General features: G+C 72.3%; 16 protein-coding genes. 4 read left to right on the top strand and 12 right to left on the bottom strand.

What is annotated here, in order from left to right; translation table 11 throughout:
• Positions 1–52: 52 nt before the first annotated feature.
• A complete protein-coding gene (locus ADK41_RS36695) occupies positions 53–652 on the bottom strand; it encodes a hypothetical protein (protein WP_030824797.1) in 600 nt (199 codons plus the stop codon).
• A 584-nt stretch (positions 653–1,236) separates the two neighbouring features.
• On the opposite strand from ADK41_RS36695, the gene ADK41_RS36690 reads away from it, so the two are divergent.
• Positions 1,237–2,088 carry a methyltransferase domain-containing protein gene (locus ADK41_RS36690; protein WP_030824794.1) on the top strand — a complete coding sequence of 284 codons (852 nt, stop codon included), beginning with the start codon at positions 1,237–1,239 and terminating at the stop codon, positions 2,086–2,088.
• Positions 2,089–2,182: 94 nt separating this feature from the next.
• Here the strand turns inward: ADK41_RS36690 and ffh are convergent, their stop codons facing one another.
• From ffh to nsdA, 5 genes are all read right to left on the bottom strand, one after another.
• The gene (gene ffh, locus ADK41_RS36685; RefSeq protein WP_030824791.1) at positions 2,183–3,733 is read right to left on the bottom strand and encodes a signal recognition particle protein; all 1,551 of its coding nucleotides are present in this window, start codon (positions 3,731–3,733) and stop codon (positions 2,183–2,185) included.
• A 159-nt stretch (positions 3,734–3,892) separates the two neighbouring features.
• Positions 3,893–6,334 carry a [protein-PII] uridylyltransferase gene (locus tag ADK41_RS36680; RefSeq protein ID WP_030824788.1) on the bottom strand — a complete coding sequence of 814 codons (2,442 nt, stop codon included), beginning with the start codon at positions 6,332–6,334 and terminating at the stop codon, positions 3,893–3,895.
• Between the two features lie 23 nt (positions 6,335–6,357).
• Positions 6,358–6,696, bottom strand: a complete 339-nt coding sequence (locus ADK41_RS36675) for a P-II family nitrogen regulator (RefSeq protein WP_004924863.1) — start codon at positions 6,694–6,696, stop codon at positions 6,358–6,360.
• Entirely contained in the window at positions 6,693–8,033 is a 1,341-nt protein-coding gene (locus ADK41_RS36670; protein WP_030824786.1) for an ammonium transporter, read from the bottom strand. Before ADK41_RS36670 ends, ADK41_RS36675 begins: the two co-directional genes overlap by 4 nt.
• Before the next feature lie 348 nt (positions 8,034–8,381).
• Complete coding sequence (gene nsdA / locus ADK41_RS36665) at positions 8,382–9,878, bottom strand: transcriptional repressor NsdA (RefSeq protein WP_030824784.1); 1,497 nt, start codon at positions 9,876–9,878, stop codon at positions 8,382–8,384.
• Positions 9,879–10,324: 446 nt separating this feature from the next.
• On the opposite strand from nsdA, the gene ADK41_RS36660 reads away from it, so the two are divergent.
• Positions 10,325–10,990 (top strand): bifunctional DNA primase/polymerase, encoded by a 666-nt coding sequence (locus tag ADK41_RS36660; protein ID WP_030824782.1) that lies wholly within the window; start codon positions 10,325–10,327, stop codon positions 10,988–10,990.
• Between the two features lie 285 nt (positions 10,991–11,275).
• Here ADK41_RS36660 and ftsY read toward each other — a convergent pair whose 3' ends face one another.
• From ftsY to ADK41_RS36635, 5 genes are all read right to left on the bottom strand, one after another.
• The gene (ftsY, locus tag ADK41_RS36655; RefSeq protein WP_030824780.1) at positions 11,276–12,478 is read right to left on the bottom strand and encodes a signal recognition particle-docking protein FtsY; all 1,203 of its coding nucleotides are present in this window, start codon (positions 12,476–12,478) and stop codon (positions 11,276–11,278) included.
• A 201-nt stretch (positions 12,479–12,679) separates the two neighbouring features.
• Positions 12,680–14,098: a sugar porter family MFS transporter gene (locus tag ADK41_RS36650; RefSeq protein WP_030824777.1), complete on the bottom strand. Its 1,419-nt coding sequence runs from the start codon at positions 14,096–14,098 to the stop codon at positions 12,680–12,682.
• Positions 14,099–14,293: 195 nt separating this feature from the next.
• Entirely contained in the window at positions 14,294–17,893 is a 3,600-nt protein-coding gene (smc, locus tag ADK41_RS36645) for a chromosome segregation protein SMC (RefSeq protein ID WP_030824774.1), read from the bottom strand.
• A 273-nt stretch (positions 17,894–18,166) separates the two neighbouring features.
• Complete coding sequence (locus ADK41_RS36640; protein WP_030824772.1) at positions 18,167–18,370, bottom strand: hypothetical protein; 204 nt, start codon at positions 18,368–18,370, stop codon at positions 18,167–18,169.
• 377 nt (positions 18,371–18,747) lie between these two features.
• The gene (locus tag ADK41_RS36635) at positions 18,748–19,029 is read right to left on the bottom strand and encodes an acylphosphatase (RefSeq protein ID WP_030824769.1); all 282 of its coding nucleotides are present in this window, start codon (positions 19,027–19,029) and stop codon (positions 18,748–18,750) included.
• A 176-nt stretch (positions 19,030–19,205) separates the two neighbouring features.
• Between ADK41_RS36635 and ADK41_RS36630 the strand changes: the two genes are divergently transcribed.
• Together ADK41_RS36630 and ADK41_RS36625 are read left to right on the top strand one after the other, a co-directional pair.
• Positions 19,206–20,414: a CAP domain-containing protein gene (locus ADK41_RS36630; protein WP_030824766.1), complete on the top strand. Its 1,209-nt coding sequence runs from the start codon at positions 19,206–19,208 to the stop codon at positions 20,412–20,414.
• 54 nt (positions 20,415–20,468) lie between these two features.
• Positions 20,469–20,867, top strand: coding sequence for a winged helix-turn-helix transcriptional regulator (locus ADK41_RS36625; RefSeq protein ID WP_030824763.1), 399 nt, complete (start codon positions 20,469–20,471; stop codon positions 20,865–20,867).
• On the opposite strand, the gene mutM is transcribed toward ADK41_RS36625, so the two are convergent.
• Entirely contained in the window at positions 20,840–21,700 is an 861-nt protein-coding gene (gene mutM, locus ADK41_RS36620) for a bifunctional DNA-formamidopyrimidine glycosylase/DNA-(apurinic or apyrimidinic site) lyase (protein ID WP_030824760.1), read from the bottom strand. The two genes, ADK41_RS36625 and mutM, sit on opposite strands and share 28 nt — an antisense overlap.
• Positions 21,701–21,757: the final 57 nt, after the last annotated feature.

The following is a 21,757-nucleotide window of genomic DNA, read 5'->3' as shown; positions in this document are numbered from 1 at the left end:
GATGACGGCGGGGCGGCGGGGTGGTCCCGGCATCCACGAGATGCCGGGGCCGTCAGCTCGCGGCCGCCACCACGTCGGGGATCCGGAAGGGCTTGCCGCAGCCTCCGCAGACGATGGGGGCCTGGGCGAGGACCGAGGGGACGACGCGGACGTTGCGGCCGCAGTCGCAGACGGCCTTGACGCGGACACCGCCCCCGGAGGAGCCGTGCCGTGCGGCCGGGCCGCGGAAGCTGCGGGCGGTGTCGCCCGCGGTCGCCGCGGAATGGGCCTTCAGGGCGCGCTGGAGGCGCTCCGTCGTCGGGCGGTAGCGGCGCTTCGCCTCGGGAGTGAGCGTGACCAGTGAGAAGCCGCTGCTGGGGTGCGGTTCCTCGGGGTGGTCCAGGCCCAGCTCCTCGGCGATCGCGAGGAATCTGCGGTTGTGGTAGCGGCCGGCGCGGGATGTGTCGCGTACGCCGCGCGCGGCGGCGACGCCGTGGACTGCCTCGTGCAGCAGTCGTTCGAAGGAGAGTTCGTGACCGCACGCGGACGACGACTCCCCGATCAGGGACTCGGGCGCGGCAAGATCGGGCAGCTCGGGGTGGTACCGCTGAATGTCGGCCCACGCCTGCGCCAGCTCTGCGGCGAGAACAGGTGGTGTCTGTGTCGTGCTCACGTAATGACAACGAGCCTGGGTGCCTCTGTGTTCCGATTCCGGGGCATCCCAAATAATTTGCACGTACCCGTCAGTTGGCACTGATGTGCCCTGACGAGTACGGGTGCGCTGATCTGCGGAGAAGCCTCGCAGCTCACCTCAAGGTGGTGCGTAGGCTGACGTACGCCCCGCGCGTGAGCGGTCTCCGCGCGCCGGTGCGCGTGAGGCTCGCGGATGCGCAAGAGGCGTTTCGGTCGCTCTCGCGGGGACACGGCGTCCGGCTCGGCGGGCACGCCACGGGCGCGACGTTACCGGGTCCGCCCCCGCGACCGCGCACCGCCCCGCCACAAGCCGCTCCCGGCTCCGTCGACCTTGGCCGGAACCGGCGTACGGGTGCCTCCGCCATGAAGGAACGGGCGGGCCGGGATGACCGGAAGGTGAATCCTTGCCACTGGCACAGGCGACTACCAAGCCGTCGGCGCATTCCACTGGACGACACGACGAGGGCGGAGTTTCCTGGCATACGGGGGGTGTGCGGGGCGCACTGCACGGGGGCCAGGGAATCGGGCACTACGGCAACTCTCGGCTGATTGGGGCGCTTACCTATGACACCTACGCTCGTGCGGCAGCACCCGCCTCGTACGGGGGCCGCCCCCCGTGTGGACCTGCGTGCACGCGCGCGTGACTGGTCCGAGATCCAGGAGCGGATGCTCGTACCGCTCTACGAGGCCGTCTACGAGCGACTGGACGTGGGTCCCACGACACGACTGCTCGGCCTCGGCTGCGGCTCGGGACTGGCCCTGCTGATGGCGGCCTCGCGCGGTGCCGCGGTCACCGGCGTCGACGCCTGTGCCGACCGGCTGGCCCTCGCTCGGGAGCGGCTGCTGCCCGACGAGCGGGACGCACGCGTGCGTGACGACATCCGGATCGTGCGGGGTTCGCCCGGTGAGGCCGCCCGCGCGGACGCGTACACCGTGGTGACCGCCTTCGAGCCGATCGGCTGTCTCGCGGGCGACGCGGAACGGCTGGGCGGTCTGCTCGCCGAGGCGGTGCCGCTCGCCGGGCGCGGAGCGGCCGTGGTGCTGACCGGCTGGGGTCCGCCGGAGCGGTGCGCCACGGCGTCCGTGCTCCGGGCGGCCGCCGGACCGGCGGAACCGCTGCGCGGCGGCACGGGCGCCTGGCGCCCCACGGACCGCGACGACCTGGAGCGGGTCGCCGCGCGGGCGGGGCTGTGGCCGGACGGCTCCGGACGGGTGGCCTGCCCGTTCGGCTACGCCGACGCGGACAGCGCGGTACGGGGCCTGAAGTCGACCGGACTGTTCGACCCGGCGGTCATGGCCACGGACCAGGCGCAGGTCGACAAGGAACTGGCGGAGGCCCTGCACCCGTACCAGCGGCAGGACGGGACCGTGTGGATGCCGAACGTGTTCCGGTACCTCGTCGCCCGCGTTGCCTGAGGCACGGGACACGGGGCCGGGGAGACACGGCGGACACGGCACCGGGGCGCCCCCCTTCCGACGAGGGGGCGCCCCGGCGCCGTACGACGGGTTCTCAGCCCATGAACTTCTTGAACTCGTCGGGCAGCTCGAAGTCCTTGCCGCCCTGCTGCGGCAGCCCGAAGGCGCCCGCGCCCTCCGCGGCGGCGGCGCGGCGCGCGGCCTCCTCCTGCTCCTGCTGCCTGCGCTTCATCGGGTTGCCGGAGCGCTGCTTGCCCTTGGCCTGCTTCTGCTTCTTCTTCTGCCGGCCCGGGCCGCCGCCCATGCCCGGCATCCCGGGCATCCCCGGCATGCCGCCGCCCTGGGCCATCCGGGACATCATCTTGCGGGCCTCGAAGAACCGCTCGACCAGGCCCTTCACCGCGCTGACCTCGACACCGGAGCCCTTGGCGATACGGGCGCGGCGCGAGCCGTTGATGATCGTCGGCTCCTGGCGCTCGGCCGGGGTCATCGACTTGATGATCGCGGCGGTGCGGTCGACGTCCCGCTCGTCCAGGTTGTTGATCTGGTCCTTGATCTGGCCCATGCCGGGCAACATGCCGAGCAGCTTCGAGATGGAGCCCATTTTCCTGACCTGCTCCATCTGGGCCAGGAAGTCGTCCAGGGTGAAGTCCTGGCCCTTCTTCGACGCCAGCTTGGAGGCCATCTTCTCGGCCTCTTCCTGACTGAACGTCTTCTCCGCCTGCTCGATCAGGGTGAGCAGGTCGCCCATGTCGAGGATGCGGGAGGCCATCCGGTCCGGGTGGAAGGCGTCGAAGTCGTCGAGCTTCTCACCGTTGGACGCGAACATGATCGGCTTGCCGGTGATCTGCCGGATCGACAGGGCCGCACCACCGCGGGCGTCGCCGTCGAGCTTGGAGAGCACCACGCCGTCGAAGCCGACGCCGTCGCGGAACGCCTCGGCGGTGTTGACGGCGTCCTGACCGATCATGGCGTCGACGACGAACAGGATCTCGTCCGGGGAGACGGCGTCGCGGATGTCCGCGGCCTGCCGCATCATCTCCTGGTCGATGCCCAGGCGGCCGGCGGTGTCCACGATCACGATGTCGTGGACCTTGGTCTTCGCGAACTCGACGGAGTCCTTGGCGACCTTCACCGGGTCGCCCACGCCGTTGCCCGGCTCGGGCGCGTAGACGGCTACGCCCGCGCGCTCGGCGACGACGCTCAGCTGGTTGACGGCGTTGGGGCGCTGGAGGTCGGCGGCGACCAGCACCGGGGAGTGGCCCTGCTCCTTGAGCCAGCGGCCGAGCTTGCCCGCGAGGGTGGTCTTACCGGCACCCTGCAGACCGGCCAGCATGATCACGGTCGGCGGCTGCTTGGCGAAGCGCAGCCGGCGGGTCTCGCCGCCCAGGATCGTGACGAGCTCGTCGTTGACGATCTTGAGGACCTGCTGGGCGGGGTTCAGCGCCTTGGAGACCTCGGCGCCGAGCGCGCGCTCCTTGACGTTCTTGATGAACGTGCGGACGACCGGCAGGGCCACGTCCGCTTCCAGCAGGGCGATGCGGATCTCACGCGCCGTGGCGTCGATGTCCGCTTCGCTCAGCCGGCCTTTTCCGCGGAGGTTTTTGAAGGTCGCGCTGAGGCGGTCGGAGAGAGTATCGAACACGGCGGCGTCGGTCCTCGGGGTCGGGGGCGAATCTGGGCTGCCCTCCAGGGTATCCGGCCCGGCGAGCAAATCGCCCCCGCCCGCCGGAGTCGGCGGACGGGAGCGGATTCCCGCGCGGGCGGGGGGCACGCCCGATCGGCGCACGGAAGGACCACGAGGTCACGCCCGCAGCGTCTCCTCCAGTTTCCGGGCCATGGACACCGCCTCCTCGCCGGGAAGGGGCGAGCCGTCCGGCGAGGTCACGTAGAAGGCGTCGACCGCGTTCGCGCCCAGCGTGCTCGCGTGCGCGCTGCGCACCCGCACGGCCGCGTCCTCCAGCGCCCGCCCGATGCGGAACAGCAGCCCGGGGGCGTCCTGGGCCCGGACCTCGATCACCGTGGCGTGCCGGGAGGCGGCCGGGGCGACCGTCACGCGCGGCGGGGGCGCCACCACGCCCCGGCGGCGCGGGTAGGCGGCGTCCCGTTCGGCGAGCCGGCCGGCGATGTCCAGGGTGCCGTCGAGGGCGCGGACGAGGTCCGCGCGGAGCCGGGCGGCCTGGGGCAGGGAGCCGTACTCGGCGGCGACCCGCCAGTCCAGCAGCAGTACGGAGCCGTCCACGCCGTCCGGGAGGTCCAGGGCCCGCAGCTCGGCCGTGCGCACGGTCAGCCGGTGCATGGCGAGCACCCCGGCCACGGCGGGCAGCACGCCCGCCTGGTCGGGTACGGCGATGCGCAGCTCCACGCCCAGCGGCTCGGGGCCGCCGGAGGGCTCGGTGGGCGGCTCGGCCCGGGCCCGCAGGGACAGCACCGGCGCGCCCGTGGCGACGGCCTCGATCGCGAGGCGCTCCTGTTCCGCGGTGGGCACGGCTTCCTCGGGCCCGTCCGGGGCGTCCCCGGACAGCACGGCACCGACCCGTTCGACCAGGTCCGCGACGAGCGAGGCGCGCCAGGACGACCAGGCGGCCGGGCCGGTGGCGAGGGCGTCCGCCTCGGTGAGGGCGTGCAGCAGTTCGAGGGTGCCCTGGGCGCCGACGGCGTCGGCGACCGCGCGCACGGTGGCGGGGTCCTCCAGGTCGCGCCGGGTGGCGGTCTCGACGAGCAGCAGATGGTGGCGTACGAGGGTGGCGACCACCGTGACGTCGTGCTGGTCGAAGCCGATGCGGGCGGCCACGTCCCTGGCGATGACCTCGCCGGCCACCGAGTGGTCGCCGGGCCAGCCCTTGCCGATGTCGTGCAGCAGCGCGGCGACCAGCAGCAGGTCGGGGCGGCCGACCCGGCGGGTGAACGCGGAGGCGCGCACGGCGGTCTCGATGAGGTGCCGGTCGACGGTCCACAGGTGCACGGCGTTGCGCTGCGGGCGGCAGCGCACCCGGTCCCAGTCCGGCAGCAGCAGGCTGACCAGTCCCTCCGCCTCCAGCGCCTCCCAGACCTCGATGGTGGGACGCCCCGAGCCCAGCAGGGTGACGAGCTGTTCGCGGGCCTCGGCGGGCCAGGGCGCGGGCAGCGGGCGGGCGCCGGCCGCCATGCGCCGTACGGCGTGCGGGGAGAGGGGGAGTCCGGCCTGGGCGGCGGCCGCCGCGGCGCGCAGGGGAAGCACGGGGTCGCGGTCGGGGCGCGCGGCGCGGGCGAGCACCACCTCGCCGTCCTGTTCCACGACCCCCTCGGCCAGCGGGGAGCGCTCGGGCGCCGGTTTCCCGCCGCCGAGGACGGCGCGCAGTCGGGGCCGCACCGCGCGGGAGCGCAGGACGCGTCCCACTTCGCGCCAGGTGACGTCTCCGGCGTAGGCGATGACCCGCGCGGCCTCGTAGACCTGCCGCAGCAGCGCGTCCGCGTCGAGCACGCCCAGTTCGGCCGCGACCTGGTCCTGTTCCTGGAGCGCGAGCCGGTCGGTGGCACGCCCGGTCGTCAGGTGCAGGGCGTCCCGTACGTCGAGGAGCCGGCGGCGGGCGTCGGCGAGGCCCTCGCGCGGGGCGTCGGCCAGCCAGGAGGCGGCGACGGCGCGCAGGGCGGTGGCGTCGCGCAGTCCGCCGCGGGCCTCCTTGAGGTCGGGTTCCAGGAGGTACTGCAGTTCGCCCTGGCGTTCGGCGCGTTCCTCGCACAGCTCCCGCAGGGCGGGAAGGCGTTTCGGCGCCTGGTTGCGCCAGTCGGCGAGCACCGTGGTGCGCAGCGACGTGGTGAGGCCGAGGTCGCCGGCGATGTGCCGGGCGTCCAGCAGGCCGAGCTGCACCTTGAGGTCCTCGCCCGCGGCCTTGCGGGCCTCGGCGGCGGTGCGGACGGAGTGGTCGAGGGCGAGACCCAGGTCCCAGACGGGGTACCAGAGGCGGTCCGCCAGGGCGGCGACCGCCTCGGGGTCGCTTCCGTCGTGCAGCAGGAGGAGGTCGAGGTCGCTGCGCGGGGACAGTTCCGCGCGTCCGTAGCCGCCCACGGCGACCAGGGACACCCCGCGCGCCCCCTGCGCGCCCGCCGCGAACAGCCCGCCGAGCCAGTCGTCGGTGAGGTCCGCCAGAGCGGTACGGCGCGGCGGCCCGGACCGCGCCTCCTCGGTGAGGAGGCGCAGCCGGGCCGCCGCGTAACCGCCGGGTCCCGAGTCCTCTGTTTCCTTCGTCACGTTCGTACTCGTCACCCGGCGACTCCCGTCCTCGTGTCTCAGAGCGCGTCCGGGCCGCGCTCGCCGGTCCGTACCCGTACGGCCGTCTCCACCGGGACCGACCAGACCTTGCCGTCACCGATCTTGCCGGTGCGGGCCGCCTTGACCACGACGTCGATCAGCTGCTCGGCGTCGTCGTCCTCGACCAGCACCTCGATGCGGATCTTGGGCACCAGGTCGACGGTGTACTCGGCGCCGCGGTAGACCTCGGTGTGGCCGCGCTGGCGGCCGTAGCCGCTGGCCTCGGTGACGGTCAGGCCGTGGACTCCGAAGGCCTGCAGGGCCTCCTTGATCTCGTCGAGCCGGTGCGGCTTGACGACGGCGGTGATGAGCTTCATGCGTCCACCTTCTTGCTCTCGGCCGGGGCGACGGGGGCGGTGACCGCGGTGCGGGCCGCGCCGCCGCCGGCTCCGCTGAAGTCGTATGCGGTCTCGGCGTGCTCGGCCTGGTCGATGCCGGCCACCTCGTCGTCCTCGGAGACTCGCATACCGATGGTCTTGTCCAGGAGGAGGGCGAGGACCGCGGAGACGACCAGGGAGTAGGCGAGGACGCCGAAGACACCGGCGCACTGCTTCCAGAACTGGTCCAGGCCGCCGCCGTAGAAGAGGCCCGCGACGTCGGACTGGCCCTTGCCGGTGGCGAAGAAGCCGATGAGGAGCGAGCCGAGGATGCCGCCGACGAGGTGGACGCCGACGACGTCGAGGGAGTCGTCGTAGCCGAGCTTGTACTTCAGGCCGACGGCCATGGCGCACAGCACACCGGCGATGACGCCGACGGCGATCGCGCCGAGCGGGGAGACCGCGCCGCCGGCCGGGGTGATGGCGACCAGACCGGAGACCGCGCCGGAGGCTGCGCCCAGCGTGGTGAACGCGCCGTGACGGATCTTCTCGTAGGCGAGCCAGCCGAGGACGGCGGCGCCGGTGGCGACCTGGGTGTTGACGAACATCAGCGCGCCGACGCCGTCGTCGTTGCCGAGCCAGGAGCCGGCGTTGAAGCCGAACCAGCCGAACCACAGCAGCGCGGCGCCGAGCATGACCAGCGGGAGGCTGTGCGGGCGCATCGGGTCCTTCTTGAAGCCGATGCGCTTGCCGATCACCAGGATCACACCGAGCGCGGCGGCGCCGGCGTTGATGTGGACCGCCGTGCCGCCGGCGAAGTCGATGACGCCCAGCTCGAAGGCCCAGCCGCCGGCGCCCCAGACCCAGTGCGCGACCGGGAAGTAGACGACGGTGGCCCACAGGGCGACGAACAGCGCCCACGCGGTGAACTTCACGCGGTCCGCGAGCGCTCCGCTGATCAGCGCGGGCGTGAGGACGGCGAACATCAGCTGGAAGACCAGGAAGACGAAGACCGGGATGGTGTAGCCGTCCCAGAGTTCGGTCAGGCCGATGTCGCTCAGGCCGACCCAGTCGGAGTTCCAGCCGATGACGCTGCCGGAGTCGGTGCCGAACGCCATGGAGAAGCCGTACAGCACCCACAGGACGGTGACGATCCCCAGGCTGATGAAGCTCATCATCAGCATGTTCAGCGTGCTCTTGACGCGGACCATGCCTCCGTAGAAGAAGGCGAGACCCGGGGTCATGAGCATCACCAGGGCGGAACAGATGAGCATGAACCCTGTGTTGGCGGCGGACAGCGTGGGCGCGTCTGCGGCCAGGGTGATGGCTGGTGCCATCGGCGTCTCCTCGTCGTTGGTACGGCCCCGTGCGGGCGAAGCCTTGGGCGGATTGAGGGGTGGGCCGGTTATGCGCCATGAGATTCGCGCAGCGCCGTTTCGGTGGAAGCCCCTCGTTGTTTCGCCGCCGTGACGAAGGCACCCGGCGTGTTACGGGTCGGTGAACCGCCGGAACCGGGCAGCGCCGATCGTTATCGTGGCGCGACCTTCGGTGGACGGCGGTGAGCCGTGGCCGGGGAGACACACGACCGGCCGCGGCCGGCCTCCGCATGACCTGGCATGGGGGAGCCGAGTCGGGCAGTTCGGGAGGGCCGGCCACGGCCGGGGCCTAGCGGTGGCTCGGGGGTGTCAGACCGCGTCCGCGGTCTCGGGCAGCTCGATCGCGAGCCGCTCGCCGAGTTCGACGACTTCGGCGAGGCCCCCGAAGTCGCGTACGGCGGTGTCGACCGTCTTTCGGATACGAGTGTTGACGCGCTCGGAACGGACCTTTTTGGCCGCCTTGATGGCGTCGGTGGCGAGGACCGTGCTCTGCTCGGGCTCGCTCTGCAGCAGGTGGACGGTGGCCATGCCGATCAGGTTGAGGGCGTAGGAGCGCTGGTGTTCGCCGCCCTCCCGGCCGAACAGCTCCACGGCCCGCCGCATCAGCGGCTCGGCGAGCGAGGCGTAGGTGGGGCTGCGGCCGGCGACGTAGGCGAGGTCGCGGTAGGAGTGGGAGTTCTCCGCGTACAGCTCGGCCTCGGAGAAGAAGCCGATCCAGTCGGGGTCGGGCTCGTCCCACTCGTCGGCCTCGGCGAAGGTGTCCTCGGCCATCCGCACCGCCCGCTTGCACCGGCCGGGCTGGCCCATGTTGGCGTAGGCGCGGGCCTCCATCGCATACAGCATGGACTGGGTGCGCGGGCTCGCGCAGTCCCGGCTGCCGTACTGCGCGAGGTGGATCAGCTCCAGGGCGTCCTCGGGCCGGCCGAGGTGGATCATCTGCCGGCTCATGCTGGACAGCACGTAGGAGCCGAGCGGCCGGTCGCCGGCCTCCTTGGCGGCGTGCAGGGCGAGCACGAAGTACTTCTGCGCGGTGGGCTGGAGCCCGACGTCGTACGACATCCAGCCGGCAAGTTGGGCGAGTTCGGCGGCGACCTTGAACAGGCGCCGGGTGGTGGCCTCGGGCTGGGGTTCCTGGAGCAGGTCGGTCACCTCGTGCAGCTGTCCGACGACCGCCTTGCGGCGCAGGCCGCCGCCGCACTGGGCGTCCCACTGCCGGAACATCACGGTGGTGGTCTCCAGCAGGTCCAGCTCCGGCCTGGACAGGCGGCCGCGGGCGCGGGCGGAGGAGGACACCGGTTCGGCCTCGGGCGGGGCCAGCGGGGCGGACGGGGAGGGGACGAGCCAGCGCTGCATGGGCTCGATGAGGGACGGGCCCGCGGAGAGGGCCAGCGAGCTCCCGAGGAAGCCGCGCCGCGCCAGCATCAGGTCGCTGCGCGAGAACTCGCTGAGCAGGGCCACGGTCTGCGGGCCCGTCCAGGGCAGGTCGACGCCGGTCGCGGAGGGGGCCGGACGGGTGGCGCGCAGGCCCAGGTCCTCGACGGAGACGACGACGCCGAAGCGTTCGGAGAACAGCTCGGACAGGATCCGGGGGATCGGCTCGCGAGGGTTCTCGCCGTCCAGCCAGCGGCGCACGCGCGAGGTGTCGGTGGAAATGTGGTGAGCGCCCAACTGGCGTGCCCTGCGGTTGACCTGGCGGGCGAGTTCGCCCTTGGACCAGCCGCTGCGGACGAACCACGACGCGAGCAGCTCGTTCGGCCGTTTCTCCGCACTCGCAGCGCTCGTCCCGCCACCGCCGTTGCCGCTCACTGGAACGCCCCCATCCCTGAAGACCACTTGTCGCCGAGTGCGCCAAGCCCTATCAGAATGCCGGTTGTCGGGGCCGCCCGTCCGACGATTGTCACCCTTCGAACGGAAAGCCGAGTTGCCTCCGGCATACCCACGAATGCACGTGCCCCAAGAAGCCGTGCACACACAGTAACCCCACGATCACCCGCCCCACCACGACGGAACCACAATCGCCACCATTCGCCACCCCTTCGAATGAACTCCCCGTGGCCATCCCACGATTCACTTGACACGGGACAGTCAAAAGCGAACGCAGCGGTGCACCGAAGGGCGCGCACGGCCGGACGCACCACCCCTGGCGCTTCGAAGCGCCGGTTGAGGAGAGCGACGCCGGGAAGTCGGAAACAGAGAGTCACTTTCCGCGTTCGCTACGTAACCGCCGCTGTGTCGGACCCGTTGGAGGGGGCATGGGCTTCACGATCGGCATCAGTCGGGGCATCCGCGACATCCGGTCCGGCTCGCGTCGCCGGAGCCGCTCCTCGGACGGCACCGTCGCGGCGGAGTACACCGGGCTGTGGGGCTGGGACGTGGTGCCGGGCGTCCGGGCCGCCGCGGGCGTCTGCTCCTGCGGGAGCGCCGGCTGCCGGGCGCCGGGCGCGCATCCGCTGGACCACGCGCCGGTGATCCGCGCCGGGGCCCCGCTGGACGAGGTGACCGCGGTGTGGTCGGAGTTCCCGGGGGCCTCGCTGATGCTGCCGGTCGGACGGGCGTTCGACGTGATCGAGGTCGCGGAGGCCGCCGGACGCCACGCCCTGGCCCGGCTGGAGCGCATGGGCCTGCCGGTCGGCCCGGTCGCCGCCACCCCGGACGGCCGCGCCCACTTCTTCGTCGCCCCCGGCGCCGCCGCCGCACTGCCCGAGCTGCTCTACCGCATGGGCTGGGACGACCCGGCCGCCCTGGACCTGCGCGGTCTCGGACCGGGTACGCACATCACGGCGCCGCCGTCCGACCAAGGCGGCCTGGGCCCGGTGCGCTGGCTCCGCTCCCCCGCCCTGGACTCGGCGTCCCGCCCGCCCGAGGCGCGTCTGCTGCTGGGCACGCTGGCGTACGTGGCGCACCGGTCGGGTGGGTAGCCACACGGACGGGCCCCGCACTCCGCGGGCAGTCGTGCCTCCCCGGAGCCCGAAAGGGCCCGAGAGGCACCCCCAGGACGACGGGGGTCCCCCGCTCGAGCGAAGTCGGGAGCGAGGGAGCAGCCGGGAGTGGGGCAGGCACCCCCGCAAGCGCCGGGCGGAGCGACCCGCCCCGGCCCACACCGACGCCGCACACCCCCGGACACGGCGAAGCGCCCGTCCCCCGCTCTGCTCGGGGGCGGGCGCTTCCTCGCGTCTGCCGGATCCGTCTGACGGAGTCGGACCTCACTCCCCGATGAGGGCGTCCACGAACGCGTCCGGCTCGAACGGCGCCAGGTCGTCCGCGCCCTCACCGAGCCCGATCAGCTTGACCGGCACGCCCAGCTCGCGCTGGACGGCGATCACGATGCCGCCCTTGGCCGTGCCGTCCAGCTTGGTGAGCACGATGCCGGTGATGGCGACGACCTCGGCGAAGACCCGCGCCTGCACCAGACCGTTCTGACCGGTGGTGGCGTCGAGCACGAGCAGCACCTCGTCCAGCGGGGCCTGCTTCTCCACGACCCGCTTGACCTTGCCGAGCTCGTCCATGAGGCCGGTCTTGGTGTGCAGCCGGCCCGCGGTGTCGATGAGCACGGCGCCGGCGGCCATCTCCTTGCCCTCCTTGACCGCGTCGAACGCGACGGAGGCCGGATCACCGCCCTCCGGGCCGCGCACGGTGTGGGCGCCGACCCGCTCGCCCCAGGTCTGCAGCTGGTCGGCGGCGGCGGCACGGAAGGTGTCGGCGGCGCCGAGCACGACGGTGTTGCCGTCGGCGACCAGGACGCGGGCGAGCTTGCCGGTGGTGGTGGTCTTGCCGGTGCCGTTGACGCCGACGACCATCACGACGCCGGGGCCGCCGGCCGGGTTCTCGGTGTGCACGGTGCGGTCCATCTCGGGGCCGACCAGCGTGATCAGCTCCTCACGGAGCAGTCCGCGCAGCTCCTCGGGGGTGCGGGTGCCGAGTACCTTCACGCGCTCGCGCAGCCGCTCGACCAGCTCCTGGGTGGGCTGCACACCGACGTCGGCGGTGAGCAGGGTGTCCTCGATCTCCTCCCAGGTGTCCTCGTCGAGGTGCTCGCGGGACAGCAGGGTGAGCAGACCCTTGCCCAGGGCGTTCTGCGAACGGGAGAGACGGGCGCGCAGCCGGACCAGACGGCCGGCGGTGGGCTCCGGGATCTCGATCTCGGGAGCCTCGGCGGCGGGCGGTTCCTCGATGACGACGGGACCGGCGCCCGCCGGAAGATCAACCTCCTCGATGGTGCGCCGCGGTTCCTCCCGCGGCGTCTCGGCCTCTTCGCCGACGTGCGGCTCGGTCGGAGGGGCGGTGATGTCGGGCGCGGCGGGCGGCGGCGGGGGCAGTGGCTTCCTGCGCCGACTGCCGACGATGAGCCCGCCGAGCGCGCCGAGCACGACCACGGCGATGACTACAGCAAGGATGACGATGTCCATAACAGCCCCAGTATGGCGCGACCTCTCACGAGGCCGTCCGTTGTACGCGCGGGACCCGCGAAGGCCCACGCCTGATGCCCGGCTCCCCGGGGAGAACACACCGCCGCCCTCGCCCGGGTGACCCGGGCGAGGGCGGCGGCGAAGGTACGAGGAGAGGGGCAGCGGGGACGTGAGCCCTCCTCCCCGGACTGGGAGGGCTGCTCAGCCCATCTCCTCCAGCGTCTTGCCCTTGGTCTCCTTCACGAACTTCAGGACGAACGGGATGGAGAGCGCGGCGAAGACCGTGTAGATCACGTAGGTGAACGACAGGTTCCAGTCGGCCAGCGAGGGGAAGCTCGCGGTGATGGCCCAGTTGGCGATCCACTGCGCGGCGGCGGCGACGCCGAGGGCGGCGGCGCGGAGCCGGTTGGGGAACATCTCGCCGAGCATGACCCAGACGACCACGCCCCACGACAGGGCGAAGAAGAGGACGAAGACGTGCGCGGCGATCAGGGCGACCCAGCCCTGGGTGGCCGGCAGCGCCCCGTCGACGAGGTCGGCGGAGAAGGCCCAGGCCTCGAGGGCGAGACCGATCACCATGCCGACGGAGCCGATGATCGCGAGCGGCTTGCGGCCGATGCGGTCGACGAAGATCATCGCGATGACGGTGCCGACGATGTTGATGATCGACGTGGTGAACGAGTAGAAGAACGAGTCCGTCGGGTCGACGCCGACCGACTGCCACAGCGTCGAGGAGTAGTAGAACGCGACGTTGATGCCGACGAACTGCTGGAACACCGACAGGCCGATGCCGATCCAGACGATCGGCTTGAAGAAGAAGCTGCCGCCGAGCAGGTCCTTGAAGCTGGACTTCTCCTCGCGGTGCATCGCCGACTCGATCTCGGTGACGCGGGCGGTCAGGTCGATGTCCTTGCCCTCGACCTCTTCGAGGATCTGCCGGGCGCGCTCGCGCTTGCCGACGGAGATCAGGTAGCGCGGGGACTCGGGGATGGCGAAGGAGAGCAGGCCGTACAGGACGGCCGGGATCACCATGACGCCGAGCATGACCTGCCAGGCCTCCAGGCCCATCAGCTCACCGCGCTGGTCGCCGTCGGCGGCGTTGAGGATGCCCCAGTTGACCAGCTGGGACACGGCGATGCCGACGACGATCGCGGCCTGCTGGAAGGAACCGAGCCGGCCGCGGTAGGCGGGCGGGGCGACCTCGGCGATGTAGGCCGGGCCGATGACGGAGGCCATGCCGATGGCGAAGCCGCCGACGACGCGCCAGAAGGCGAGGTCCCACAGCGCGAAGGGCAGCGCGGAGCCGACGGCGCTGACGGTGAACAGGACCGCGGCGATCTGCATGCACCGGATGCGGCCGATGCGGTCGGCTATGCGGCCGGCGGTCGCGGCGCCGATGGCACAGCCGATCAGGGCGATGGCGATGACCTGCGCGAGCGCGGCGGAGCCGATGTCGTAGCGGTCGCGGACGGCCTCGACGGCGCCGTTGATCACGGAGCTGTCGTAGCCGAAGAGGAAACCGCCCATGGCGGCCGCCGCCGCGATGAAGATGACGTGCCCGAGATGATCGGGGTGAGCCGCCTTGGCTCCTGACTGCTGTGCCTGCGGTGTGCTGGTCACGTTGTACTCCTCGGGCCACCGGCAACGTCGCCGGATGGGGGGTCAGCCCTTCGAGGTCCAACTGAAGGTACCTGAAGGTAAAAGCAACATTGCAGAGACTATGTCTTCAACTATTGAAGTCAATAGGCCGTGTGTTGTGACTTTGGAGACGTGCGGAAGTAAAGATCGTTCAGAACTTGAAGATTGTGTGCTGCTCTAGCGCAGACGCTGGCTGATGACCTTGGACACGCCGTCGCCCTGCATGGAGACGCCGTAGAGCGCGTCGGCGACCTCCATGGTGCGCTTCTGGTGCGTGATCACGATCAGCTGCGAGGCCTCCTGCAGCTCCTGCATGATCCGGATCAGCCGCTGGAGGTTGGTGTCGTCGAGGGCGGCCTCGACCTCGTCCATGACGTAGAACGGGCTGGGCCGCGCCTTGAAGATCGACACGAGCATCGCCACCGCGGTCAGCGACCGCTCACCGCCCGAGAGCAGGGAGAGCCGCTTGACCTTCTTGCCCGGCGGCCGCGCCTCGACGTCCACGCCCGTGGTGAGCATGTTGTCGGGGTCGGTCAGCACCAGACGGCCCTCGCCGCCCGGGAACAGCCGGGAGAAGACGCCCTCGAACTCGCGCGCGGTGTCCCGGTAGGCCTCGGTGAAGACCTGTTCGACGCGTTCGTCGACCTCCTTGACGACCTGGAGCAGGTCCGCGCGGGTCTTCTTCAGGTCCGCCAGCTGCTCGCTGAGGAACTGGTGGCGTTCCTCGAGCGCCGCGAACTCCTCCAGGGCGAGCGGGTTCACCTTGCCGAGCTGCTGGTAGGCGCGCTCGGCGGCCTTCAGGCGCTTCTCCTGCTCGGCCCGGACGAAGGGGCGGGGCCGGTTGCGCGGGTGCTCCCCCGCGGCGGAGCCGCCATGGGAATCAGCCTCCGGCAGCTGTTCGTCCCCGGCGGGGGGCGAGGGCGGCACCGGCTGGTGCGGACCGTACTCCGACACCAGCCCGGCCGGTTCCACACCCAGTTCCTCCAGCGCCCTGGTCTCCAGCTGCTCCATCCGCAGCCGCTTCTCCGCTCCTAGTACCTCGCCTCGGTGAACTGAATCCGTCAACTTGTCGAGTTCCGCCTTGAGATCGCGTCCCTCGGTGCGGGCGCGGGCGAGTTCCTGCTCGCGGCGGGCCTTGGCGGCCTCGGCGGCGGTGCGCTCCCGGTCGGCGCGGGCGAGGGAGACCTCGACGTGTGCGAGGAGCTGCCGGGCGCCGGAGGCCACGGCCCCGGCGACGGCGGCCTCGTGGCGCAGCCGGGCCCGGCGCTGTTCGGCACGCGCGCGTGCCTCGCGTTCCGCGCGGGCGGCGCGGTCCAGTGAGTCGGCCCGTCCGGCGAGCCCCTTCACCCGCTCCTCGTGCGTACGGACCTGGAGACGGGCCTCCATCTCCGTCTGGCGGGCGTTGGCCCCGTCGGCGGCGAGCCGATCGCGTACGGCGGTGTCGGGCTCCTCCTCGAACGGCGTCTCCTCGGCGACGGCGAGCCGCTCGGCGAGTTCCTCGACGTCGATGAGCGCCTTGTCGAGGGCTTCCTGGGCCCGGGCCGCCGCGGCTTCGGCCCGCTCGGCCTCCCCGGCGGCACCGCGCGCCTGTCCCGCGAGCCGGCCGAGCTGCTGGGCGACGGAGGACTTCTCCCGGTCCGCGGCCCGGCGCCGCTCCCCGAGCTCCTCGACGAGGCCCGCGCACTCCCGGCGCCGGCCGGCCGCCGCCTCCTGCGCCTCGGCCAGCTCCGCGCACCGCGCGGCCAGCTCCTCCAGCTCGGCGGCGGCCTCGTCCACGGACGCCTGTACTTCCAGCAGGCTGGGGGCGCCCGCCGAACCGCCCTGCGCGAAGTGGGCGCCGAGCAGATCGCCGTCGGCGGTGACGGCGGTGAGATGGGGGTGGGCGGCGACGAGCTCCTCGGCCTCCTCCAGGGTGCCGACGACGACGATGTGGCGCAGGAGCCGTCGTACGGCCGGCATCAGCTCGGGAGGTCCGCTGACGAGGCGCTCGGCGGGGAGGGGGGAGCCGGGGCCGTCGAGCTCGGTCGCGCGGTCCTCCGTGCCCCTTCGCAGGTCCGGTGTCCCGGTCAGGAGCAGGGCCGCCCGGCCCGCGTCCTGTGCCCGGAGCAGGCGGATCGCGTCGGCCGCGGCGGACGGTGAGGTCGCCGCCAGGGCGTCCGCCGCCGTGCCGAACGCGGCCGCGAGCGGTACCTCGTAGCCGGCCGTCACCGCCAGCAGCTCCGCGGCCGGACCCAGCAGCCCCGTGAGGCGGTCCTTCGCTCCCAGCAGGGCGCCGGTGCCGTCCTTGCGGCGCAGGCCGAGCGCCAGTGCCTCGTGGCGGGCCTGGGTCGCGGCGTGTTCCCGTTCCGTGGCGGTGACCGCCTCGCGGGCTGCGGTGAGGGCGGTCTCGGCCTCCGCGAGCCGTCGCCTGGCGTCCTCGTGCCGCTCGGCGAGTTCGGTGTCGCCCGCGTCGAGGCCGTCGACCTCGGCCCGGAGCGCCTCGTACTCCTCCTGTGCGGCGACGGCCCGCTCCCGGGCCCCGTCATGCGCGGCGGCCAGCCGCTCGATCTCGGCCTGGGCCGCGGCGGCACGCGAACGGGCCGCGCCCACCTGTCCCTTGAGCCGGGCGAGCCCTTCGCGCCGGTCGGCCACGGCCCGCGCGACGTCCTTCAGGCGCCGTTCCTCCTGGGCGAGTTCGCGTTCCAGTTCCGCGCGGTGGGCGACCGTGTCCTCCAGGGCGCGTTCGGCCGCCTCCAGGGCGGCCTCCAGTTCGGCCTCCTGCTCGCGGACGCGGGCGGCCTCGCGCTCCATGTCCTCCGGGTCCCGCCCGCCCCGCTCCTCGACGGGCGCGGACGTCGCGCTCTTCACGCGCGCGTCGGCCAGCGAGATCGTGCCGCGCACCCGCTCGGCGAGCTGGGAGAGCTCGTACCAGGTCTGCTGGGCGCTGTGCAGGCGCGGGCTGAGCCGGCGCACCTCGTCCTCCAGGTGGGCCTCGCGCCGGAGCGCCCGCCCCAGCTCGGCCTCGGCCGCCTCCTTGCGCTCCTTGAGGACGGTCTCGTCGGCGATCTCGGCCCGCAGCGCCTCGCGCAGCCGTACGAGGTCGTCGGCGAGCAGCCGCAGCCGGGCGTCGCGCAGGTCGGCCTGGATGACGGCGGCCCGCCGCGCGACGGCGGCCTGGCGGCCGAGCGGCTTGAGCCGGCGCCGCAGTTCCTCGGTGAGGTCCCGCACACGGGCGAGGTTGGCCTGCATCGCGTCCAGCTTCCGCAGCGCCTTCTCCTTGCGCTTGCGGTGCTTGAGGACGCCGGCGGCCTCCTCGATGAAGGCGCGGCGGCCCGTGGGGTCGGCGTGCAGGACGGAGTCGAGCCGGCCCTGGCCGACGATGACGTGCATCTCACGGCCGATGCCGGAGTCGGACAGCAGTTCCTGGATGTCGAGGAGCCGGCAGGTGTCGCCGTTGATCTGGTACTCGCTGCCGCCGTTGCGGAACATGATCCGCGTGATGGTGACCTCGGAGTACTCGATGGGGAGGGCGCCGTCGGAGTTGTCGATGGTCAGGGACACCTCGGCGCGGCCCAGCGGGGGGCGGCCGGTGGTGCCGGCGAAGATGACGTCCTCCATCTTGCCGCCGCGCAGCGACTTGGCGCCCTGCTCGCCCATGACCCAGCTGAGCGCGTCCACGACGTTGGACTTGCCCGAGCCGTTCGGACCCACGACGCAGGTGATCCCCGGCTCGAAACGGAGCGTGGTCGCGGAGGCGAACGACTTGAAGCCGCGGAGGGTCAGGGCCTTGAGGTGCACGCCGCCGGACTCTACCCGCCGGGCGGATCCCGCTCCGTGAACACACGGTTTCGCGGGTGAACGCGCAGGGCACACCAGACGTTGAAGACGGTGAAAGGATGCGCGGGACAGCGAGTGCTAAGCGCCGTGCGCGGGGGCGCGGGTGCCGGGGTGAGGTCGCGGAGGCGGGAAAGAAAAAAGGGACGCCGGGGCGTCCCTTGGAGTTCTGACTGCTCGACGGTGGTGACGGGCGGGCCCGACCACTGCTGTGCTGTTCGTGCGGCGGTGAAGTGATCAGGTGAGCGCAGGCTCCGCCTGGTGTGCGTCAACGCTCTCCATGATCCTGTCGTGAGAAGCGGCAGCCGCCAGCGCGTCCTTCTCCGCCTGGATCCGTACGAGCTCGGATTCCAGGTCCTGGACGCGCTGCTGGAGCCGTCGCATCTCGGCGAGGAGTCGCGGGTCGGAGCCGCCGACGTAACCGAGAAGCGCCTTTGCCATGATGGATGGTCCTCCACAATGAGTGACCGACCGATGCGGTGTGGGTCGTGAGGGATTCGCACCCGCGGTGCTTGGCAGGCCTGGAGTCGTGCTGCCGTTCAGCCATGCCAAACAGCTAAGGTGCGCGGGGCTTTCAGCGTCTCACCAAAAAGTTTGAGGGTCAACACGATCACGCCCCGTATCGGCGGACAACCGGGTGCGCACGGCCGGCGGAGAGCGGCGGCGCGGGTCTCACGGGTCCTCGGGACGTGGCGATCATCTTGGCCGCCGGCGCCGCCCACGGCAAGCCCTTCTCGGCAATCACCAGGACTTTTCCTCCGAGGAGGGCCCGCCGCGCGGACCGCCCGGGGCGTTCGGGGCCGCCGGAGCGGGCGGGATCAGCGGATGGCGAAGCCGTCGTAGCCGCCGCGGGGTGTGTCCCAGATCTCGGTGACTCCGTCCACGTGTCCGGGCGTGTCGCCGGTCTGGAGCCAGTCCAGCAGCCCTTTACAGCGCTCCCGGGCGCCCTCGGCGACCACTTGGACCCTGCCGTCGCCCAGATTGAGAGCAAAACCACTCAGGCCGCCGATCTCCAGCGCCTTGGCGCGCGTGAACCAGCGGAAACCCACACCTTGGACACGTCCCCGCACCCAGGCGATCAATCGCACATCCTCGCTCATGGCTGCAACCTAACCGGACAAAGTCACTGGGGGCACACGGCGTCCTTGCGCCATGCGGTAGCGTCCCCACCCATAAATCTCATATGAAACTCACTCGTTCGTGTGAGTTTCGTGATCGTCGCGTTTCGGGTTGGTCGCCAGCACGAGTCGACCGCGAGGACGAGGAAGGCCAGGACATGGGACGCCACCGACGCTCCGCCGCCGGCCGCGCCGCCACGGGCCGCGCCGCCGGGGCCACTCACGACGCCCCCTACGACGGCGGTCCGCTTCCGAGGAACGACCGGGGGGACGGCCCGCCCACGATGGGCACCGCGCCGTATCTGAACCCGCAGGCGTACGCCGAGACGTACGCGAAGAGCGAGGCCTACCTCTACGCGACGGACGGTGCCGGATCCCCCGCCGGGGGCGGCGACTTCGCCCGCGGCGGCTTCCCGGGCGCCGGCTTCCCGGCGGATCCGGACCGGATCGGCCACGCCTTCGCCGGTGACGGCCTCGCGCCCGACGACGACGCCCCCCGTACCGGCGGACACCGGCGCCGGAAGAAGAAGGCCGTGGCCCCGGTCCGCACCGGCCTGCTCGGCGTCTCCGCCGCGGTGGCCCTCGGCACGGTGGCGGTGGCCACGGGCACGGTGCCCGGTCTGGAGAACTACCGGCTCGGCGGCGACAGCGCCTCCGGTGAGAGCGTGCAGGCCGGGGACGCGCCGACCAACTCGCCCAGCGGGCAGGGCGGCACGTCCGGCAGCCTGGAGAGCCCGGGCCGCGACGCCGCCACCCCGGCGAGCCGTGACGCCGAGCGCTCCGCCTCGTCCGGGCCGTCCGCCTCGGCGTCGGCGTCGGCGTCGGCATCGACCGCGCCGGAGAAGACCCCGGAGAAGAGGACTCCGGAGAAAAAGGAGACCGCGGCGGCTCCGGAGAGGACCGCGCAGGAGACGCCGTCCCGCGAGGCGGCGCCGGAGCCGGAACCGGAGCCGGAGAAGAAGACGAGCAGTCCGGTGGCCGGGTCGGCGGAGGCCGTCGCGGGGGCCGAGGTGCTCCGGCTGGTCAACGTGGAGCGGGCCAAGGTGGGGTGCAGCCCGGTCGTCGCGAGCAGTTCGCTGACCGGTCTGGCCACGGCGTTCAGCGACGACATGGCCGAACGGGGCTTCTTCGACCACACCGACCCCGACGGCGACACCCCGTGGGACAGGGCCAGGACGGCCGGCATAGCCAACCTGGGCGGCGAGAACATCGCCCGGGGCCAGGCCGACGCCGAGGCCGTGATGCAGGCCTGGATGGACAGCCCCGGCCACAAGGCGAACATACTGAACTGCGACTTCAAGACGCTGGGTGTGGGCGTCCACATGGGGTCGGGCGGTCCGTGGTGGACCCAGAACTTCGGGTACTGACCTGTGGTCAGCGCACTCTGATGGTCAGCGCCGCCCTGACGTAGGCTTGCCCGTATGACGACCGTGCGGCGCCCGAGGGAGCAGGAGCTTCCCTTCGACGTGTTCGCCAAGGCGTGCCCGTCCCGCGGCACGCTGGAGCACGTGACCGGGCGCTGGGGCGCGTTGACCCTCGGCGCGCTCCACGAGGGCTCGCTCCGGTTCAACGAGCTGCGCCGCCGGGTCGACGGGGTGAGCGAGAAGATGCTCTCCCAGACGCTGCACGCGCTGGAGCGCGACGGGCTGGTGCACCGCGAGGCCCAGCCCACCAACCCGCCCCGCGTGGACTACGAGCTGACGCCGCTGGGCCACGAGATCGCCCGGCGTCTGCTGTCCCTCATCCAGTGCGTCGAGGGCAGCATGGACGCCGTGCTCCGGGCCCGTGAGCGCTACGACGAGACGCGCGGCGCCCGCTGACACCTCGGGCAGAAGTAGCTGGAGCGGTTCATCCACGCCCGTCGGCGCACCGGCGTACCGCAGCGGCGGCAGGGCAGACCCTCACGGCCGTACGCGTCCAGGGACCGGTCGAAGTAGCCGGACTCCCCGTTGACGTTGACGTAGAGGCTGTCGAAGCTGGTGCCGCCCACGGCGAGGGCCGCGTTCATGACGTCCCGGACGTGGCCCAGCAGGAGCAGGGTGCGCGGACGGGTGAAGCCGGCCGTCGGGCGCTCGTAGTGGATGCGGGCCCGCCACAGCGCCTCGTCGGCGTAGATGTTGCCGACGCCGCTGATCAGTGACTGGTCGAGCAGGGCCCGCTTGATGGTGGTCCGCTTGCGGCGCAGCGCCTGGTGGAACGCCTCCTCGTCGAAGAGCGGGTCGAGGGGGTCCCGGGCGATGTGCGCGATGACGTCGGGCAGCCCGTCGGGGGTGTTGTCGTGCAGGGACAGGCCGCCGAAGGTGCGCTGGTCCACGAAGCGGAGCTCGGTGTCCAGGGTGTCGGTGAAGCGGACGCGGACGCGCAGGTGCTTCTCGTCCGGCGCCGTGTGCGGCTGCACCAGCAGCTGGCCGCTCATGCCGAGGTGGGCCAGGACCGACTGGTCGGTGTCCTCCAGCGGCAGCCACAGGTACTTGCCGCGGCGGCTGGGGACGCCGACGCGGTGTCCCTCGAGCCGGTGCGCGAAGTCGTCGGCGCCGGAGAGGTGACGGCGTACCGCGCGCGGATGCAGCACCTCGGCGTCGGCGACGGTCCGGTGGGCGACCCACCGCTCGAGTCCGCGCCGTACGACCTCGACCTCGGGCAGCTCGGGCATGGTGTCCCCTCCCAGGGCCGGTGGACGAGACCGAGCGCCCGTCCCGGTGCGGGGCGG

The sequence above is a fragment of the Streptomyces caelestis genome, assembly GCF_001279005.1.
GTDB classification, from domain to species: Bacteria; Actinomycetota; Actinomycetes; order Streptomycetales; family Streptomycetaceae; genus Streptomyces; species Streptomyces heliomycini.
Note: the sequence above shows the minus strand (reverse complement) of the source record. Positions and strands in the feature narration are given on the sequence as shown.

Excerpts from the sequence above, each read along its gene's own strand:
- ADK41_RS36690 (WP_030824794.1), top strand. The coding sequence starts at position 1,237 with ATGACACCTACGCTCGTGCGGCAGCACCCGCCTCGTACGGGGGCCGCC.
- ADK41_RS36675 (WP_004924863.1), bottom strand. The coding sequence starts at position 6,696 with ATGAAGCTCATCACCGCCGTCGTCAAGCCGCACCGGCTCGACGAGATC.
- ADK41_RS36670 (WP_030824786.1), bottom strand. The coding sequence starts at position 8,033 with ATGGCACCAGCCATCACCCTGGCCGCAGACGCGCCCACGCTGTCCGCC.
- ADK41_RS36660 (WP_030824782.1), top strand. The coding sequence starts at position 10,325 with ATGGGCTTCACGATCGGCATCAGTCGGGGCATCCGCGACATCCGGTCC.
- ftsY (WP_030824780.1), bottom strand. The coding sequence starts at position 12,478 with ATGGACATCGTCATCCTTGCTGTAGTCATCGCCGTGGTCGTGCTCGGC.
- ADK41_RS36640 (WP_030824772.1), bottom strand. The coding sequence starts at position 18,370 with ATGGCAAAGGCGCTTCTCGGTTACGTCGGCGGCTCCGACCCGCGACTC.
- ADK41_RS36635 (WP_030824769.1), bottom strand. The coding sequence starts at position 19,029 with ATGAGCGAGGATGTGCGATTGATCGCCTGGGTGCGGGGACGTGTCCAA.
- ADK41_RS36630 (WP_030824766.1), top strand. The coding sequence starts at position 19,206 with ATGGGACGCCACCGACGCTCCGCCGCCGGCCGCGCCGCCACGGGCCGC.
- ADK41_RS36625 (WP_030824763.1), top strand. The coding sequence starts at position 20,469 with ATGACGACCGTGCGGCGCCCGAGGGAGCAGGAGCTTCCCTTCGACGTG.
- mutM (WP_030824760.1), bottom strand. The coding sequence starts at position 21,700 with ATGCCCGAGCTGCCCGAGGTCGAGGTCGTACGGCGCGGACTCGAGCGG.